The sequence below is a fragment of the Pseudobacillus sp. FSL P4-0506 genome (genome assembly GCF_038003025.1).
In the GTDB taxonomy this organism is placed as follows: Bacteria; Bacillota; Bacilli; order Bacillales; family Domibacillaceae; genus Pseudobacillus.
In genome coordinates, this window is sequence record NZ_JBBOOI010000002.1 from 124,517 (window position 1) to 142,731 (window position 18,215).

Annotated in this window: 18 protein-coding genes and 1 pseudogene; all 19 read right to left on the minus strand. The window is 35.2% G+C overall.

What is annotated here, in order from left to right; translation table 11 throughout:
- Positions 1–124 precede the first annotated feature (124 nt).
- On the minus strand, positions 125–814 hold the full coding sequence (locus MKZ02_RS22515; RefSeq protein ID WP_340856665.1) for an alpha/beta fold hydrolase: 690 nt from the start codon (positions 812–814) through the stop codon (positions 125–127).
- Between the two features lie 97 nt (positions 815–911).
- Positions 912–1,130 (minus strand): annotated as a pseudogene (locus MKZ02_RS22520) (TetR/AcrR family transcriptional regulator); the annotation flags it as partial.
- A 582-nt stretch (positions 1,131–1,712) separates the two neighbouring features.
- Complete coding sequence (locus MKZ02_RS22525; protein ID WP_340856666.1) at positions 1,713–2,222, minus strand: MepB family protein; 510 nt, start codon at positions 2,220–2,222, stop codon at positions 1,713–1,715.
- Positions 2,223–2,788: 566 nt separating this feature from the next.
- Entirely contained in the window at positions 2,789–4,339 is a 1,551-nt protein-coding gene (locus tag MKZ02_RS22530; protein WP_340856668.1) for an LPD25 domain-containing protein, read from the minus strand.
- A 23-nt stretch (positions 4,340–4,362) separates the two neighbouring features.
- Positions 4,363–4,629, minus strand: coding sequence for a hypothetical protein (locus MKZ02_RS22535; protein ID WP_340856670.1), 267 nt, complete (start codon positions 4,627–4,629; stop codon positions 4,363–4,365).
- A gap of 16 nt (positions 4,630–4,645) precedes the next feature.
- A complete protein-coding gene (locus MKZ02_RS22540) occupies positions 4,646–4,915 on the minus strand; it encodes a hypothetical protein (protein ID WP_340856671.1) in 270 nt (89 codons plus the stop codon).
- 165 nt (positions 4,916–5,080) lie between these two features.
- Positions 5,081–7,207, minus strand: a complete 2,127-nt coding sequence (locus MKZ02_RS22545) for a type IA DNA topoisomerase (protein WP_340856673.1) — start codon at positions 7,205–7,207, stop codon at positions 5,081–5,083.
- A 1-nt stretch (position 7,208) separates the two neighbouring features.
- A complete protein-coding gene (locus MKZ02_RS22550) occupies positions 7,209–7,370 on the minus strand; it encodes a hypothetical protein (protein ID WP_340856675.1) in 162 nt (53 codons plus the stop codon).
- A gap of 35 nt (positions 7,371–7,405) precedes the next feature.
- Positions 7,406–8,635, minus strand: a complete 1,230-nt coding sequence (mobP2, locus tag MKZ02_RS22555; RefSeq protein ID WP_340856676.1) for a MobP2 family relaxase — start codon at positions 8,633–8,635, stop codon at positions 7,406–7,408.
- Positions 8,632–9,075 (minus strand): hypothetical protein, encoded by a 444-nt coding sequence (locus MKZ02_RS22560; RefSeq protein ID WP_340856678.1) that lies wholly within the window; start codon positions 9,073–9,075, stop codon positions 8,632–8,634. The genes mobP2 and MKZ02_RS22560 overlap by 4 nt, the downstream gene beginning before the upstream one ends.
- A complete protein-coding gene (locus tag MKZ02_RS22565; RefSeq protein ID WP_340856680.1) occupies positions 9,050–9,391 on the minus strand; it encodes a hypothetical protein in 342 nt (113 codons plus the stop codon). The genes MKZ02_RS22560 and MKZ02_RS22565 overlap by 26 nt, the downstream gene beginning before the upstream one ends.
- A 290-nt stretch (positions 9,392–9,681) precedes the next feature.
- On the minus strand, positions 9,682–10,647 hold the full coding sequence (locus MKZ02_RS22570) for a coiled-coil domain-containing protein (protein ID WP_340856682.1): 966 nt from the start codon (positions 10,645–10,647) through the stop codon (positions 9,682–9,684).
- Between the two features lie 50 nt (positions 10,648–10,697).
- Positions 10,698–11,768 (minus strand): C40 family peptidase, encoded by a 1,071-nt coding sequence (locus MKZ02_RS22575; protein WP_340856684.1) that lies wholly within the window; start codon positions 11,766–11,768, stop codon positions 10,698–10,700.
- 2 nt (positions 11,769–11,770) lie between these two features.
- Positions 11,771–12,370, minus strand: coding sequence for a hypothetical protein (locus tag MKZ02_RS22580; protein ID WP_340856685.1), 600 nt, complete (start codon positions 12,368–12,370; stop codon positions 11,771–11,773).
- Position 12,371: 1 nt separating this feature from the next.
- On the minus strand, positions 12,372–14,336 hold the full coding sequence (locus MKZ02_RS22585; protein ID WP_340856686.1) for a VirB4 family type IV secretion system protein: 1,965 nt from the start codon (positions 14,334–14,336) through the stop codon (positions 12,372–12,374).
- A gap of 10 nt (positions 14,337–14,346) precedes the next feature.
- Positions 14,347–15,009 (minus strand): hypothetical protein, encoded by a 663-nt coding sequence (locus MKZ02_RS22590; protein WP_340856688.1) that lies wholly within the window; start codon positions 15,007–15,009, stop codon positions 14,347–14,349.
- The gene (locus MKZ02_RS22595; RefSeq protein ID WP_340856689.1) at positions 14,990–15,346 is read right to left on the minus strand and encodes a DUF5592 family protein; all 357 of its coding nucleotides are present in this window, start codon (positions 15,344–15,346) and stop codon (positions 14,990–14,992) included. The genes MKZ02_RS22590 and MKZ02_RS22595 overlap by 20 nt, the downstream gene beginning before the upstream one ends.
- A complete protein-coding gene (locus tag MKZ02_RS22600) occupies positions 15,343–17,766 on the minus strand; it encodes a pLS20_p028 family conjugation system transmembrane protein (protein WP_340856691.1) in 2,424 nt (807 codons plus the stop codon). Before MKZ02_RS22600 ends, MKZ02_RS22595 begins: the two co-directional genes overlap by 4 nt.
- A gap of 36 nt (positions 17,767–17,802) precedes the next feature.
- Positions 17,803–18,207 (minus strand): hypothetical protein, encoded by a 405-nt coding sequence (locus MKZ02_RS22605; protein WP_340856693.1) that lies wholly within the window; start codon positions 18,205–18,207, stop codon positions 17,803–17,805.
- Between the last annotated feature and the right edge of the window lie 8 nt (positions 18,208–18,215).

Below are 18,215 nucleotides of genomic sequence, written 5' to 3' on the forward strand. Positions count from 1 at the left end.
TCTTTCTATGTGAACAATTATACAATTTTTATAAAAAGGTTTGATCATTTTATAGATATGAATTTCCGCAATCGCGCCCATTTGTTTAATATGAATTAGGGTAACCATGAAAGCTTTCAGAAACTCAAAAATTGAGAAATCTTTTTACAGCAGCCAAGAAGGCTGGTAAATTGTCATCATGTACAAAATGACTAGCCTTACCTATCGTCACCAATTGGCAATTCGGAATAAGCTCAGAAACTTCCTGCAATTTATTTTGAGGAATATGACTGGCTTCACCTCCTATAATAAGAGACGGCATGATTATGTCGTTAAGACGCAGCCACCATTCGGGATTGGGTTCATTAAGTTGACGTAAAATCGAAGGCACAACTAGCCAATCAAACGGTAGGAGATCAGAAGGTTTGGAAGGAACTTCGATCGGCTTATCCGGAAAAGGAGGTGGAGTGTCTTCAACAATCAACCTTTCTATCCTTGACGGAAATGTTTCCGAGAAAAGATAGGCTACTGTTCCCCCCATGGAATGGCCAAGTAGCGTAAATCGTTCCAAGTTCATAGCATTTGCAAAATGAAACAAGTCATCGCACATCAGTTCAAAAGTGTATGTGCCGGTTCTTGCACTCCCACCGTGACCCCGTTGATCTAAAGCTAAAACTCGGTATCTTTCTCCTAATGCAACAGCCACTTGATCCCATGATTCTGCACTTTTTCCCAGCGCGTGAAGTGCAATAAGCGGCGGTGCAGAAGGTTCCCCACTCTCGCGATATTGAAAAGTAAGGCCATTCAATTCAATTTGATTCACACGTGTTTCCATCTCCGATCATCTCCTAATGTGGTTTCGTCATTTGAAACCCGATTTACCTAAAGCCCATGCTACCAAAATTTATTCGAGATATGCCCCTTTTAAACCGTAGATCTCTGATTCTGGCCTCGACCATTTCAGCAAGCAGCTCTTCTTTTCCTTTGTAATAGTTATAGAGTAACCCTTTCGAAATGCCCGCTTGTTTGGCAATACCGCTTATAGAAGTAGCGTAATATCCTTGTTTCATAAATAACTCCATAGCTGCAGCTAGAATGTTTTCTTTGGATGCTTGGCGAATACAGTCATTCTCTTCGGGTGTACGTAGCATTTTAACTTCACCCCTCCATAAAAATAGTGATTTCTTGATATAAACCTTCAAAACCAGTGAGCAATCACTTTGCAATTCTTAGACAAAAGAGATACAAAATGTCCATCGCCTTAAATTAGCTCCACCACTATGAATAAGAACAACAGGATTTACATTTCCATTTATCTCGAAATGTAAATCCAATGCAATCCTCTATTTATTAACTGAATATTCTGTTTTATTTTATTATTGAATGAACGTTTAGTCAATATAAAACGTAATTTAATTTTGAATGATCTAAGATATTATTTCTATTGCGCAAAATGGACCGAGTGCTTAATAAGAAAAACCCTTAAATATCAAAAATCCATATATAGAACGGTTGAACTTTTTTCAAAACGGTGCAACTTTATTACAAATGGTTAAACTTTATTTTAAACCTATACTTAATAAACATTGATAAAAGAACAAATAGAAAGAGCGTGTTTTGAAAAAAGATTGATCAAAATACGCTTTTTCTATATTCAATTCAATCAACGTATTTTAAAAAAGTTTCATCATTTTATGGCTATGACCTTCAATAAACGCGCCTAATTGCAGAGGTTAAAAAGAATAGAGTTCTATTATTTTTTCTAAGGATAATTTATTCGGATTACACACGTCAACAAAATAGGGTAACTGCCATTTTTGGGTTTTCATCGCTTGATTACTACTCGGACTATCCCAGCTAGGATAAACTCTTATTGCCATCTTGCCCTTTGTTGAAGTAGACCTAAGAATATTCTGTTTTAAAAGAATTTCTTTTGGAAAAACAAATTGACCAAACTCATTTTGGTTTTTAAAGGTAGTTATAATTAATAAATCAGGGGCTTCCTCATATAAGTAGGGTTGATTTTTATTACTTTCGTCTTTTTCCCAAAATGCAACAAACTGCCCTACTTTGTTAGGGGTTATATTCGCAACTCTGAATCGAACTGTTTTAGAGGATAATTGAAATGTGCCAGCACCATACTTAGAATTTTGCTTCTCTTCTTGAATTGACTTCACGGTTAAGTGATTCGGCTCATAAAACATTTTATTTACATAAGTTAATGCTGTAAAAAAGTCATTCATTTCTTCACTCCTAAATATCAAACAAAATGGACCGATTGTGGAATTACCACAATCCTTTAGTCACCGTAATTGTATCAAACCTCTTTATAAATTATTTGAACTTTATTCGAATGATCAATCTTTATTATAAATTATCAAGCTTTTTTTCAAAGGCACAATAACGACATTATCTTTTTGATTTAATACTGTGTTGCCAATTCCCCTTTAATTGCTCTTCTATCGTCTTGGAAGGAATAGAGAGGTCTACACCCCTGAATTAGTCTTTTCTCCCTCAATATGAGAGCTTGGCGTATCCCTTGGCTGCTCTGCCATAACCGCTCCCCCTCCCTCGGACGGTGGTTTTGGAGTGAGCTTCAAAGTCAATAAGATAATATTTTAGAAATAGCATCTTCACCTATTAAACAAAAACACCAACACAATTACACTAGTATAAATATGTAATTGTGTCAGTGGATCTTTAATAAATTCTGTTGTTACTAGTTAGAAAATTGATATGACTTTCTTTTAATTGCTATTGACTCTTAATTCACTAAGTAACAATGAATAGCAATACCACTTTTAATGATTTAACGTTCTAATGCTTCTAGCACTTTAACTTTATTATCTCTTCTTAGCACACTAGAATTTTCTTTACTCTCTCTTTCAAATAAATAATCTATTATGTCCTTTTCCAACAACTTCAACTGTTCTTGATCAAGATTTTTTTCCTTTCGTATTTGATGATGTGGATTAACATAATCGCCATCTCCTATATCTAAACGATCCATGTTAATCACATTAATCTGCCCGGACTCTTCTGGCATAAGAACATGATAGCGTGTCTTGCCATACCAAATTTCCGAGTAATACTTTTCTTCCAACATTTCCATTCTCCAATTTGCTTCTCCAAATGGTATTAATTCATTAGAAGTTAATTCCTCTAATTCAGACCATTGAATTAAAACGTGCGGTCTTTCAATCAGTTGAGGATCAATGACTGCATACCGTCGTTTGAAATACTCATTGAACTCTTTTAAAAATGCTGAATCGCTCAATTCCTTCATCTTAGCAAGTTGATTAGGATCTTTCTCTTGTACCATTGCTTTTAGTTGCTCTAGGGTGATATAGCTCTCTTCTGTTAAAGATAAATGCTGATAATGGACAAGCAAAAACTTCTTGTCATTAGATTGCTCTTTACTTGCCTCAAATTCCCGTTCTTTCACTAACTCATTTTCAATAATTGAGATAAAATCATGAGCCGTTTCCCTTACTTCCCGTAGCAATCGCTCCTGGTCTTTCAATTCTTTACCATTCGTCCAATGATTGATGTAAGGCAAAGAATATTCTGTAGTGTCCAATCCAAAATAACTAGACACCGTATAAGCAACCATTTCAGCCTGAAACTCTTTTTCTTGCGTTGTATATTGATTATGAGTTTCTTCTGTATGCAGCACAGCATGAGCCAATTCATGAACTAACGTTTTTATATTTTGAAGCTCACTGTTCCGGGGATTAAGAGCGACTTCTTTCAATTTTCTGTAACTAACTCCTTTAGCAGCTCCCAATTCGTTATACGGCTCTACAATTTTAATGCCATTTACTTCAGCTACTTTCTCCAATGCTTTATATACCGTCTTATAGTTATCTACCGTTCCCTCTAACCAACGATTCGGAAAAATAGAAGGCAAGTCTTTGGCTGTGGCATCGGTCTGTGAAACATCAAATACATGCCCAATATCAAAATAGGTACGAGTATAAGTTTCTATTTGCTGCTTTTTTATCTTTTCTTTCTCATCTTTATTCGCATATTTTAATTGGACTTCTTGATCTCCTCGTTTGAAATAGGTAGTCACTTTAGGAACAATAATTTTGATTCCCTTCTCTCCTTTTTTGACCGAGAACCCTTTTTCTTTCCAAAATTTAAAGGAGCCGACTGCTTTGGCTCCCATAAATTGACTATCTATTAACATACTATTGTTGGTAGAGTATTGATGAAACTTAGCCATAAAACTTAAATACTCTTTAATACTTTCTGGACTTTTAAAGTAAGAAGGAATCTTTTTCTCCATTTCACTAGTTAGATCTTGGATCTCTTGCTTTTTTTCTTCCCATGTTTTTTTCTTATATACTTTGGCCATAATTAAAATCCCTTTCCTTCAGTTTATTCAATCCCTCGTAATTCAATAAGTAATTGATCTTCAGGCACTTTAGCATCCAAAAGGATTTTTCTTTCTTCCATTTGAACCGGGATAAGCGCAGTAGGTTGATCCTTGATTATTTCCTTTACACGACTTAACGTTTGAAGAGATTCTTGTATAAGAATCTCTTCTTCACCGATAGCTAAAGTAATAGATGTATCCGTTAATTCTTTGACTAACCCCAATGAAACTTGTTCTGTTTTCCCATTGCACAAAACGGAAATATTCATCATTTCGCCTCCATTTTTAACGCTCATATTCATTTTGTTTATTACGTACTTCTCTGGACTTTACTATTTCTTTAACGTCTTCTTCCGATAAATAGTCAATGCATTCCCAATCTTCCTTACCAATATCTCGGCTCTCTAAAATGATGTGAGTACCTTCATCACATCCTCGCACTTTCATTTCCTCTGTTGAAGATTTAAAATACATGGCATGACTATCTTCCATATCAAACTTAAAATTCTCTCCCCATCTAGATTGAACAATAGTAAAAGCTAATTCCTTCTTCACTAATAATTCCCCCCACTATGATATTTAGAAAAAGATTACTAATGGAAACAGCCATTCAAATACATTTGTTGCTTCTACCAACAAGTTATTCACCTCCTTCAATGTATTTTTAAAATAAAAAAGACCTTGAAAACAAAGGTTCAAAGTCTCTAAGAAATTAAGTAATTATTTTTTATTTGGAAACTCAAACGATAATTTCCCATCCTGAATCCGCAAATAGGCATCAAAAGAGCGACCTTTGGTACTCTTAAACCCTTTGATTAAGCCAGTCTTTTGACCATTGATTAGCTTCTTAATGTTTGTTACACTCAATGTTTTATCACAGTATGTTTTTGGAAGAGAAAACTTGCACCCCTCTCGATACCTATGGCATCCATAAAACTTCCCTTTATCATGAATATTCCCTTTATCACAAACAGGGCATACCCCTATACTTGATTCTTGTTTTATTTGTTTAACAGATTTATCAAGTTGATCCATCTGTTTCGGTGCTTCACAAATAAGAGAATGAAGAAACTGTTGAATTTTTTGTAGGAAGGCTGCTTGTGTTCCTTCTCCCTTTCCAATTTTCCGCAAGTATTGTTCCCATTTGGCTGTCATTTCAGGACTGGCTAATAATGTACCTTCAACTGCCTCACAAAGAATTTTTCCTTTTGGTGTAACAGATACGATATTCCGTTTAACCTCAATATATTTTTGTCCTTTTAGTGTTTCGATAATGCCAGCCCTGGTTGCCTCTGTGCCGATTCCTTCAGTTTCTTTTAACGTCTCTTTAGCTGCTTCGTCCTCAATATCTTTACCAGCTCGCTTCATAACCTGAATAAGTTGCCCCTCAGTATAAGGCTTAGGAGCTTGGGTGATTCCCTCTTTTAATTTCACATGCACAAGACAAGCTTCACCTTCAGTGATAACCGGCAAAACAGAAGGTTTTTCTGTTTCTTCACTTGGTTTTTCGTATATTTCAAATAAAGTTTTCCACCCTTTTAATTTTTCAACTTTTCCTTTCCTTTCAAAAAGAAGCCCATTCACATTCACTTCTACCACTGTTTCTTCATACTCATAATCGGGCGCAAACATTGATAATGTGGTAAGAACAATTTCCTGATAAATGTTTCGCTCTTCTTCTGACAATTTATCCAGTTGAGCAATTTGCTTCGTTGGTACTATCGCATAGTGTTCTTGAACTTTTTGGCCATCGACAAACCGTTTCTGAGGTTCAGGAAAGGCGACAGCTATCTCTACACCTAGACAAGATAAATAACTAGTTAAGTTTTCTTTGAGGTAGACAAATTCATTTTCTGTAATGTACTGTGTATCTGTTCGTGGATACGTAATCAGTTTTTTTTCATAAAGGGCTTGGACGATTTTTAAAACGGTTGAAGGGCTATACTTCCATAATTTATTTGCTTTTCCTTGTAGTGTTGAAAGCGAATGAAGCTTGGGTGACTTTGTTGCCTTTAACGTTTGTTCTAATTTTTGGATGACTCCTTGATTTTCTCCTTCACTAACCCCATGCTTTTTTAAATTAGAATAAGCTTCCTCTTTAGACGAAAAGCGTTCTTTATGCTTTGCTTCAAATTGTCCTTCTTTTACATGAACATCGCCCAAATATTCATAAAATGGTTGAGGCTTGAAATGTTCAATTTCCCGTTGTCTTTGGTAAATTAAATAAAGTGTCGGTGATTGTACACGACCCACACTAAATACATCTTGTAACCCTTTTTGCCGCAACATTAAAGTATAGAAGCGTGACGCATTTATACCCACTAACCAATCGCTAAATTGTCTGGCCTGTGCTTCTAAAGATAGAGACAAATACAAATCACCTTCTTTTAATTGATGAAACCCTTTTTGTACTTCCTCTACTTCTAATGAATTAATCCATAGTCTTTTTGTTGGCTTATTACTTACCCCGGCCATTTCAATAATGCTTCTAGCAATGTTCTCTCCCTCACGATCACAATCTGTAGCCACAACAATTTCATTAGCTTGTTTCAATAAATTCTTCACAACTTGAAACTGTTTTTTCTTATCCTTAGCCACTTGAAATTTAAATGTGTTTGGGAGTATCGGCAAAAATTTCATATCCCAAACTTTCCACTCATCCTTATACGCTTCAGGTTGTACTAACTCTACTAAATGGCCAAATCCCCAAGTAATAAATGCTTGGCCATCAAAAAAACGGTTATCTTCAACTTGAAAATACCCGTCTGCTCGTTTTACTTTTTGAAATGCTTCAGCATAGGCAGCCCCTTGACTTGGCTTCTCTGCTAAAATAACAGTAGTATTCATTTCAGTTTCTCCCTTCTTTTTTAGAGAAAGTTTGACAAATGGTATGGCTATTCACTCCCCAAATATGTCCTTTACCATTTGTATAAAATATAAGTCCATATCCTTCTCCTAAATATAAATAACCATTGTTTTCAACATAGTTACGCACCAACTTCTTTGACATAAAACCCCTCCAAAATAAAAAAATGAACGATTAAATCATCGTTCATAACCATCAAGTGTACGATCAAACTCTTCAAGATTTCGATCCTTTTGATACTCATGATAGGTTTTTCTTAATCTAAATTGCAGATTCCGTATGGCAGAATCTAAGGAAGATCTTTGTTTCCAAGCTCGGCTTTTTGTGTAGGAGTGAACAGGATTTTTTAATTCCTTTTCTCTAAGCCATTTCTCTCTCTTGTCATATACTTTCATCTCTAAAAGTACCGCATTACCCATGCGTTTTTTTAAATCGTTAATTTTTGTTTCTTTGTACCTTTCATAATTACTTCCTTCACCATATAGCTCTTTCATTACACGCACTTCATCATCTAATAATTGGTGCAGTTCTTTCATTTCTTTTCGGTGATGAGTGTTTAAGTAGGTGTCCACGATCTCATCAATGTAAGGACGAGCTTCATTAATAGCATGATAACCATACTGCCATTTCCCTCTATCTTCTGGAAGTTTTTTTATAGTTTTTTGGAACAAATTTTTTGTTTTTCTATACGTTGATAAGTCTATATTTTTCTTGGTTGAAACTGATCCTCGAATTAACTCATTGATCCGATTTCTTTCTTTTGTTCGGTCTAAAATTGTATTAGCAACTTTAGATTTCATCTTATCCAATGTGCCCTGTTTTCTTTTAGCCCTGTACTGTTCCGTCCATTCTTTTTTTTCTTTATCAAAGATTCTTTTCTTTTTTCTTGTTGGGATTGGTTCAACGGTTGCAACATGGACATGAATGTTATCAGTATTATAATGAATGGCTGCCGACCAAATAGCCGAGTCCTCCATATCTTCTGCCTTTAACATTTCCTTAACAGCTTCACGTACTACATTCTTTATTTTGATTTCATCAAGTGCTCTCGTTTTTGGATCATATAACTTTTGTTTCTTCAGCCATTCGTTATCAAAACTTATAACATCTTGCCAAAGAGGAGATCCATTTTTTTGAGCAACATGGAATATTTCTTTCAATTCTTTTTTTTGTTTTAAATTCAATTCATCAATAGTATTGGTAAATAGAGATCCTTCTTTCTCTTCATCACTCATGTAATTTATATAAGAATGATAAACCTGAAAGTCGTTCATGTTGTTTGAATCTCTATCAATATTAATTCCTTTTTTAACATCGTCACGATCCATATATTCTACGTAATTATTATATTCACTGGAACTAGGCATAACGAATTTGCTCTTTAAAACAACTCCCGGCGACTTACTCATTCAGCTTTTTTCCTTTTAGTTTCAGAGTCAAGTTTACGTTGACGGTTGTGAGCAATACGTTTCATAATTAACTCTTCTGCTTCCTGAAGCTCATTTGTTTTGAGTTTTTCCGTTGTTCCTAACGCTTTAAATTCATGAATAACAAAGTAATGATTCCAAAACTCCAAGATCATTTGCACATGCTTATCAATGATGTTGGCAGCGATCCGTACTCGATTTAAGTCATTCTTTAACGGTGTTAATTTCTCTTCAAGATGTCGCTCAACCAAACTATCTATTGATTCAATTAATGATATTCTTTCTTCATGACGATCTTCAAAATATCTATCCATTGCTAACTCAATAGCACTTGTTTGTGATATATTTTTTTCGTTGGCCAATGTTAAAATTTTATCAACTGTTCTTTTATTAAACCTAAAGGTTTTTTTTATCTGGCTCACTTGAACCCCCTCCAAAAATATTCATAAATTGATCTACCTCGCTCTCTTCTGTATCCATCATCATTAAGAAAAGGGTCTTTAACTTTTTTACTTCTTCATTATTTTCTTTTACCATATCGGTCACTCTTCCCAATACAGCAATAAAATGATGAATGGACTCTTCTATTTGATTTCTTTCTTGGATAAACGGATCAATATAAGCCAACTTTTCAAGATGAATTTTTAAAAATTCATTACGTGACAAATTCTTTTTCTTTGCCATTTGATCAATTTTTTTAACCGCTGCTACGTCGATCTTGCGAATTTTAATGTCCAAAAAATCACCCCATTTATATGTTCCATTACTCTAAAAACGACAAAATGTTTTTAGAAAGAGAAAGAGACATGCAGGTGTTTAGCATGTCTCTTTTGCCAGCAATTCCGTGACTACGGAACTGCTGGAAGTACAGCAAAGAGCATAAGGGAAAAATGCCCCCACTTAACGTGTGGGGTTAGGCAGAGCCTAACTTTTCAATGGGGTCACAAAAAACAGGAAAGCCATACAAAAGCCATACAAAAATCCAAAAAAAACATGACCTATTTCATCTCATATCTCCCTTTAAAAACTCATTCTTCGGTTTTATTGAATGCTGTTTTCATTGTACCTTTTGTTTTATCTTCAACACTTTTTTTAACCGTCTTCAACTCAACATCTTTTAATTTTTCATACAACTTTACTTGCTTTTCTTTCAATCGTTGCACTTGATTTTCATATTCACTTTTACTTTTTTCTGCTTCTTTAATCGCTTCTTGCAGGGATACAATTTGAGCATATGCATCTTGTTTTTCCTCTTCTGTTTTGTATTTTATTTCATTATTTATTGTTTTAATTTCACCTTGAATGGACGAAATCAGCTGATCTTGAAGAGGGATATTGTCATTTTGTAAAGCTAAAATTTCTTTCTTCACTTGTTTAATTTCCAACATTATTTGTTCTTTTTGATAGGCAAGATTAGAGTTAGTTTTCAGATGCTTATTCAATTTAATTTTCCGATAATCACCAACAACCACTGTTTCCGTTGGTTTCGGCTGAACAAATTTTCTTGTCTCTTCCTCTGGATTAACTGTACCCGTATCTGTCGCCAAATCCTTTTTCATTTCATTCTCTATAATTTTTGGATCTCTAGTTTCACGCACGAACAATCCAATATAGCGAAACTCTTCAGGCACTTTTCTTATTTGCAACACAACATTTTCATCATCCTGATACATCACTTTAACAGGGATTTTTAATTTACTATCTCTCTCTTTAGCTGCAAAAGAGAACGTTGGTTTAATATGATCTGTGCCTACATGTTTCGTTTTTAATACCACTTCCATCAGATGTTGTTTCGGATTATACTCCCACTTTTGCAAAACCAAATTTGTTTGATCTAGTCCATTAATCTCCGTATAAAAAGGGGTTTGCATGATAGGGCTATCATCATACATCCACACTTTTGACGAAAAGAAAGTGATAAGTAATAAGCCAGATACAATAAATAAACCAATATAAAACTTGTTTTCAATCTTTCGATTTAATTTTAATTTCATTCTTCTACACTCCTTTCTCAACAAAAAAACTAGGTGGATTAACACACCACCTAGTCAATACTTGCAAAACGACCAAAACCGGCAAATCGAGAGTCATTAAAATAATTATCTTTAACCGGGTTATAACGGATTCCTTTTTTCTTTGATTGAGCGTTAAACATCATCCCATTACCTACATAAATTCCGACATGAGATATTCCTTGCTTGTACGTATTTTTATAAAAAACTAAGTCGCCTGGTTTCGCTTCAGAAGCAGGAATTTTTTTTGCTGCTGAGTATTGCGCTGCTGCCGTTCGAGGGATATTAACACCTAAGATAGCTTTATAAATGTATTGAGTTAGTCCACTACAATCAAAAGAAGTTTTCGGACTTGCACCGCCCCATGTATACTTCCATCCATTATATTTTTCAAATTCTGCTTTCATTGCTTTAAAAGTTGCACCACCAACATTAGGATCAAGCGGCAATCCCTCTAGTCCTTCTGTTACCTCACAATTCATTGTCAAGCCGCCAAGTTGCGCAGCATATTCAGTAACACGTGGAACCCAATGACTGTTTAAATTATTCGGATCATTAGCTGCACCGAGTGGAGCATAGACTGATCCGAGCTTTTCAATCGTATTCAATCCATCTTTGATAATACGGTTATGCAAAGTTCTTCCCATAGCTGCTAATCCCTCTTCTAATGTTGCGAATACATATAAGCGTTTACTCCCTGTCTTGGGGTCCATTAAGCCCCCGGGATTATTTTTGTTTTTTATTGCATTCGACGTTCCAAATCCTGTTTCATGAAGAGCAATGGCAGCAAAAAGTACTGGATCAATCCCTTGTTCTTTTGCTATTTTAATAATGGTGTTTTCTGTACCTTTTAGTTTTCCTGCACCTGCAAGAGTGCTTTGAAATTTAGCCAAATCAATCTCTCCTGTTATAGAGCAAGAAGACGAGAAGCCATCTGGAGAACTGCTGTTATTGGATGATCCTACAACAGCCCCTAGAATGGCTAGTACAAGTATGGCAAACACTACAGTAATTGCAATTCCCGATGTTCCAAATAATCCAATGATCCATAAAACTAATTTCTTTTGAAGTGCTTTTATAACTGCTTGTTGCAATTTCTTCATGGTTAAACAATACCTTTCACGATCCACTTATTCTCTTCTGGAGATTGAATGAGTGTGACATAAATGGCTTGTGTTTGTTCTTTGACAACTGTCTGACCGTTCATTATATCCCATGTAGCAATTACTTCAATTTTCACTTCATCACTTTCATCAGAAGCAACAGAAAATAACTCTAATTCTTTAATGTTTCGTGTAATTCCATCTGATCCAGTTGCTAATTCTTCTTTAATAGACATAAAAAAAGAAGGATCTGAAATTCCTTCCCATGCAGACAGATCATCTTCATCTTGCAACCACATAGTAGTTGCCTTACGGGCTGTTTCTTTTGCTAACTTCAACGAATCAGCTCCAAATTGATCTGTATATTCTTTGTCATAGTTCTGATCATCCTGTGAAAAATCCGTTTCTGTTTTAATCGGATCAGAAACATCAAGCTCATTCTTATTGGTTTCTTCTTCATAATTTACTTGGCCAAAACCATCTTCAAAATCAGAGTCTTCTTTACCTTCTTCCTTATTAAATATGTTAAATGCGGCGACACTAACAATGACTAAACCAATGGCCACAAGCATAAAAAACTTTGTCTTTGTCGCTTTATCCATGTTACATTCCCCCTGTAAACAAGGCTAATTCTTCGGATGATGCCTCTACACTAAACATCAAGTTTCCGACACCATTAATTGATAATAAACAATCTCCTTGTTGGAATTGAGGAATTTGTGTTAACTCACTCTCACTCATTTGCCCTTCAAAGATAGTCCTTAATGCATCAAGAGTATTTGAATCTTGTTGCATAATAAATTTGTATTGAGTCAATTCAAACAATGTTCTAATTTTAGTAACTACTTCTGAATCAGAATGATCAGGTACAAAATCTCGTATTGATTGACTAGCTAACAGTAAACCACCAAAGTATTTACGTGCTTCCCTAGCAAAGTCTGTAAGGAAGTTAACAGCTAACATATTTTCAGAATTAACCATACGATGAGCTTCATCAATGATAACTAAGAAGCGTGCCGCATCATCTATATCAAATCCTTCTTGATACATTGCTTTCATTTGAGGAGCACCAATTTGAATTAGATTATCCCAAATCAATGTTAAAGCATTATACATCTGAGCATTAAAAATGTGTTTCTCTAAGCGAGTCAAATTTCTTATAGAAAAAAAGATAACTTGCTCGTTTGTAAATTCAGGCAAAGTAGTGTGACCATTAAACAGATAGGCATAACTATGAACCAAATTATCAAGAACCAATTCAATCTTTTCTAAACGATTGGCGCGTGCAGTTGAAAGTTCAGGTCGAATAATCCGTTGATCGGGATTTTCATACAATTCTTCACGATTAAACTTCAGTAAATCACTAAGTATCGGATACTCCTCATTTGGCAAATTTGTTACACCTGTTGTACCAATTTTTTCTGAAAACCCAAGAGAATCATAAAAATTGCGCAAGAGCTTCTTGAATTCTTCTAGCTCTTCCGCAGAGGGATCGTTAGCAATAAATTCATAAAATGTAGCTACTTTAGAAAGATGCTGCATAAAACTCAGCTCTTCATTTTTAGCCGTATCTCCTCCATCTTCTACTTTATAAATTTGTAATGGGTTGATAATTCCCTGAGTTCCGTCTAAACTAATGCTTTTTCCTTGTAATGCATCCACAAGTGTACTAAATTCTCCTGTAACATCAAAACCTCTGATAAAATTGCCACGACAAGTGTTGTCTGTTGTTAATTTTTTCAATAGAGTCGATTTTCCAGCACCCATTGTACCTACGACTACACCATTATAGAATCTTCTTTTCTTATCCTTGTGAAACATGTCAAAGATAACATTCCCGCCTGTAAACGATAGACCTACATAGCTACCTTTTTCATCGTTTAACTCTGCAAAATGGAACGGCAATCCAGCAGCTAAAGAAAGAGCTGGCAGCCCTTTTCCTTCTCGGCTGTTAGGCAAATTTTGTTGTTCTTTATATGGAAGAAATAACGATTGCCATTCCCATCGAGATTCATTTAAAAAGATCTGTCCCTTAAATCCATAAGAGGTTAAATCCGTAATAATACTTTGAATCTTTTGCTCTAGCTGCATGATCGTTTTTTCATGCACAAATAAACGAATGTGCATGAGCTTAACTACCTCTCCCATTTGGCTAATACTTTTATATAACTCTTCTAACTCACTATAACTATGAGAGGCATCCATTCGTTCAGATTGATGTTTAGAACTCATATAACGTGTATTTTGCTCCAACATACTTTTATTAATAGAAGAGATTGTTTGATCCTTTTGCATAGTTGATACATCTTTAACAAGAATTACATCACGCATGGATGATAACTTTTCTAACCATAATTCATCGACAGCCGAAGGATAGTCCCAAATATGAATACATGCTTCATATCCATCACCTTTCTGTATGTACTTATCCTTAAATGAAACACCTCCTACTGGCTGAATAGCAGCTAGAAAGGAGGGATCATATTTTTCATTTTTCTTTTTATTTTCAACTTGTTCATTACTTTTTGGCTTTGCTTTATGTGTAAATTTATTAAGCAACGTCTTCATGCAATTCACCTCAAATTTTCGAGTTTTGATTATTTAACAGAAATAAAACATCAATTTTTTTATCTAAAGTTAATTTCTCTAAAGGAAACGAGTGCTGCATACTACGAATAACTTGTTTTTTTCTTTCCTCTAACTGTTCAGGAGTATCAGCATAAATAAAAAGGAAAAATTCCCGATTAGTACGCTCTCTTTCTAAGTAATCTAGTTCAAACAGTTTACGGTCAATAAATTTTAAACGAAGTGGATCGCTTGTCTTCTCCTTTTTTTTCATCCAATACAATTTTTGTTTTTGAGTGTTTGCAGGAAAGTTTAACACCACTTCTTTGTAATCATAAGAATAACTACGCATAAACCGAGTTTGAGATAATAGCATATATTGCAAATCTTCATCACTCATAGAATACAAGTCTTTTGTGTTAACTTGAAAAATATCCATTACCCCATTTTTCAAAGTAAGATAATCTTCATTTCCTTTAATAAACGGCAAAATAGCTGGTGTTTGCCTTAGTACCTTATCCACTTTCTTTTTGGCGACTTTTGTTTTTGCATTCCCTTTACTTTTCAATCTCTTTTTTCTGAATTTCTCCAAAAAAGCATTTTCTTTTCTTTTATTCGTCTCTGAATATGTCGGAACAACAATTGGTTTCAATGTATTAATTTCTTGCTTGGCCATTCTGACTCTCTCCTCCTTCCTTAGCTTTGTCTCCGTATAACATCTCATTTAGAATTTTGTTAGTATCAATAGAATAGTAAAAATGGCGATTGTGTTTAAAAAACAAGTAAACAGACATATAGTTTTTCACTCCCGGATTATTGCTTGACGGCATAAATGCCCAAAATAGCAACAAGCCTGTCACAAGAAAATATGGAATTGTAAAGACGCTGTGAACAAGATCCTTTAATACGGTAAAAATAAAAAGAGAGCTAATCACGAAAATGAATAGCTCCTTCATTTCTAAGCCAAAAAGTTTAGGCTTAGATCGTATTTCCTTTGGAATGTTATATTTCATTCGTTAATCCCCTTTCTCTCATTTCTTTGCTTGGCTGGCCTTATTTCTGAAGAGCGGTTTTTTGCTGAGACTTGATTTTTAATATTCGAGATCTGCCCTAAACTTGTAGTTGCTTTTCTAATATTCTGCCCTAAAGAAAACCCACTATTTCCTGCTCTTACAATTGTTTCTTTGGCTTGTTGAACAGCTCGATTTCCTCCGATAAGTGTATTAGAGTGTGACGCTTGCTTGTGTCCATAATTGCTAACCTGTCCTTGTCCATTTGCAGGTTGACTACTTGTATATTGACCACTTGCAGGAATAGTAGCATCGTTTACGGCTTTATCCATTCTTCCAGACGGAACACTCGATACCGAAGAAGTAGACTCGCCTGTAGCATGGTTTGTATCCGGCATTGGCGCAGCAGGATTATCATTTTTAACTGCTAATGCTGATTCTCTACTATTTCCATTATGATTAATTGGTTGAACATTTGAATTTATTTTTGAGCTTGGTTGACTCGTTGTATTTGGCATTGGCGAAGTACCTGTTTCTCTCACTTGGCTAGGAACTTTACTTGATTCACTTGAATTAGTTGGTGAGACAGCCGCAGGTTTAGGCACAGCCGAACCCGGCTTTGTTTCTGAACTTTCTGAAGGAATTGGTTTAGATTCTTGCCCTGAAGGAATTGACTTGGATTCTTTCTTAGATTCCAATGAAGAGCTTTTTTCAGTTGGTATCGTCGATATACCAGGTTTTTCATTTCCTTCTGACAAACTATTTCCTTCTGATAAATTATTTGTGCTGAGATTTTTGCTTTGATCAGAGTCAGGAATTGAACTAGCTGCTGATAGTTCTCTTCCTAACGGAACTACAACATCTCTACCATTATCATTCTCATTAGACTGAGGAATAGGCATATCGTTATCTTTCTCTTTATCCATTTCTCCAACTGCTCCCTTTACATTTTGGTTGTCATAGTTATTAGATAACAAATCTCTATTATCCTCATTTCCTTCCGCATTATTAGGAATCTGTTTAATTGGCATTTTGGGTATGCCACTCTTTGCTTGTTCTTGTGGCGTTTTACTCATCATTCCTGAAACAGACCTTCTTGCAAAGTTTGCCGCACTAGCTAGACCCACTCCTGCCTTACCAAGTCCATTGATTCCTTTTTTCGCTGCATCAATTCCTGCACTTGCTGTTTTAGCCCCTGCATAAGCTCCCATCAAAGCCTGTGAGCCGTTGCGTAGTCCTGCATCAATTCCTAGCAGCCGTTGTACAATATCAGGTGCGTCAATTAAAGCCCATGTACCAGCAATAAGTAGCAATAATACCCCGATTCCTCCAATGTCAGCTTTCAAACCATTTGACCACGTTGCAAACATTATGAAGATTTTTAAGAGCATCATCATAATAAAAATAATTGCGAACGTGTTCATAATTTCAACCAAGACTTTTTTGGTTCGCTGTCCTCCTGTTAAATCGGTCACAGCTACGAACATTCCATAAATTTGATGAAAGGCAAGATCAAAAATAGATCTTCCTATTTTAACCACAGTGATTAGCATGGCAAAAGCTGTTACAGCCAATGAAAAGGTTAATACGCCCCAGTTCACATGATAGCGATAATAACTTTCCTGACCTAAATTAGTTCCTATTACTTGATTGTCACGCAGATCTCTTACAACAAATTGATCTCCATTCCCTGTAGCTGCAAGCTTCTTCTGTAGAACTTTCTTAGTATCATCATCCAGATCTTTTACCCAATCTTCCTTGTTAATCCAACCGTCATCCTCTTTTAAGTCCAATTTCTCACTAAACGAGATATAAGGTAAAGACTTCTCAGATAAACGATTCGCATAAGTGAAATCTGTTGTTCCAACTTCAGGATTGCTTCTGTCAGCAGGACGAGGCGGCAATCCTCCTTCACCTGAATTACTTTTGGAAAACCTAAAGTCATTTTGAGCATAATAAAGTACATCTGCTACATTGCTTTTAACTATTCCTGCTGAAAGGCTTTCTTCCTTTGGATTTATTTGATTAATGCTTGCATTGGTTAACTTCCCCATATTAGTCATTAAATCAGGTATCAACACAACCATCGAAGCAGCCAAAATAACATTTAAGAATATTTCATTGCGCTTGTCGATCTTATTTAACATAAATTGAAACCCTAATACAATAAGGGCAAGCAAAAACAACCCCCATATAATAGGGCGAGCAGTGTTCATAAAGTTTTGAACCGGCTCTGATGCATAGAAGTTATTTAATGTAATGACTTTATCTACAATATTCTCAATAAATGTATTTAACCATGATAATAAAAATACAAGACCTCCACCGACATTCCGAAGAGCGTCTTGCCACAACCATCCGTCACTAATATGCAAGATATGATCTAACTTTTTATATAAATCAATCAATTGATCATCGCTCACATGATCACTCCTTTCACCTAACCAAAAAGGGTCTACCTAATTGGTAGATCCTTTTTGGTCAGTCAAACTTATTTGAGAAACTTGTATATATTCCAGTATCTTTTTAACGTCCCGATCTATACTCGAAATTTCCTCTAAATGATTTACATTGTCTTTTGCTTCTTTCTTGAATAAATCCTTTGCCTCTTTAGAGGTCATCTCTTTAGTCATTAATGTGTTAACTCCACCGTTTTCTACAAGGGATAAACTAAAGAAAGGGTTCCACATATTCTCTGATTTTGGATGAATATATGTTTGAGATAATTTTTGTGCTTCTTTATTACCCATCTCTCCGACATTAATGTAATAAGCAGTTAAGCCAGCCCGACGAAAAGAGTCATGAAATGCATCAATTAGTTTTGTTTTTTCTATGTCATTATTATTAGCAGTGAAAGAAAACAAAATAAATG

What these genes read in the sequence shown, in the direction of transcription:
- MKZ02_RS22515 (WP_340856665.1), bottom strand. Translation starts at nt 814, where the DNA reads ATGGAAACACGTGTGAATCAAATTGAATTGAATGGCCTTACTTTTCAA.
- MKZ02_RS22525 (WP_340856666.1), bottom strand. Translation starts at nt 2,222, where the DNA reads ATGAATGACTTTTTTACAGCATTAACTTATGTAAATAAAATGTTTTAT.
- MKZ02_RS22530 (WP_340856668.1), bottom strand. Translation starts at nt 4,339, where the DNA reads ATGGCCAAAGTATATAAGAAAAAAACATGGGAAGAAAAAAAGCAAGAG.
- MKZ02_RS22535 (WP_340856670.1), bottom strand. Translation starts at nt 4,629, where the DNA reads ATGAATATTTCCGTTTTGTGCAATGGGAAAACAGAACAAGTTTCATTG.
- MKZ02_RS22545 (WP_340856673.1), bottom strand. Translation starts at nt 7,207, where the DNA reads ATGAATACTACTGTTATTTTAGCAGAGAAGCCAAGTCAAGGGGCTGCC.
- MKZ02_RS22550 (WP_340856675.1), bottom strand. Translation starts at nt 7,370, where the DNA reads ATGTCAAAGAAGTTGGTGCGTAACTATGTTGAAAACAATGGTTATTTA.
- mobP2 (WP_340856676.1), bottom strand. Translation starts at nt 8,635, where the DNA reads ATGAGTAAGTCGCCGGGAGTTGTTTTAAAGAGCAAATTCGTTATGCCT.
- MKZ02_RS22570 (WP_340856682.1), bottom strand. Translation starts at nt 10,647, where the DNA reads ATGAAATTAAAATTAAATCGAAAGATTGAAAACAAGTTTTATATTGGT.
- MKZ02_RS22575 (WP_340856684.1), bottom strand. Translation starts at nt 11,768, where the DNA reads ATGAAGAAATTGCAACAAGCAGTTATAAAAGCACTTCAAAAGAAATTA.
- MKZ02_RS22580 (WP_340856685.1), bottom strand. Translation starts at nt 12,370, where the DNA reads ATGGATAAAGCGACAAAGACAAAGTTTTTTATGCTTGTGGCCATTGGT.
- MKZ02_RS22585 (WP_340856686.1), bottom strand. Translation starts at nt 14,336, where the DNA reads ATGAAGACGTTGCTTAATAAATTTACACATAAAGCAAAGCCAAAAAGT.
- MKZ02_RS22590 (WP_340856688.1), bottom strand. Translation starts at nt 15,009, where the DNA reads ATGGCCAAGCAAGAAATTAATACATTGAAACCAATTGTTGTTCCGACA.
- MKZ02_RS22595 (WP_340856689.1), bottom strand. Translation starts at nt 15,346, where the DNA reads ATGAAATATAACATTCCAAAGGAAATACGATCTAAGCCTAAACTTTTT.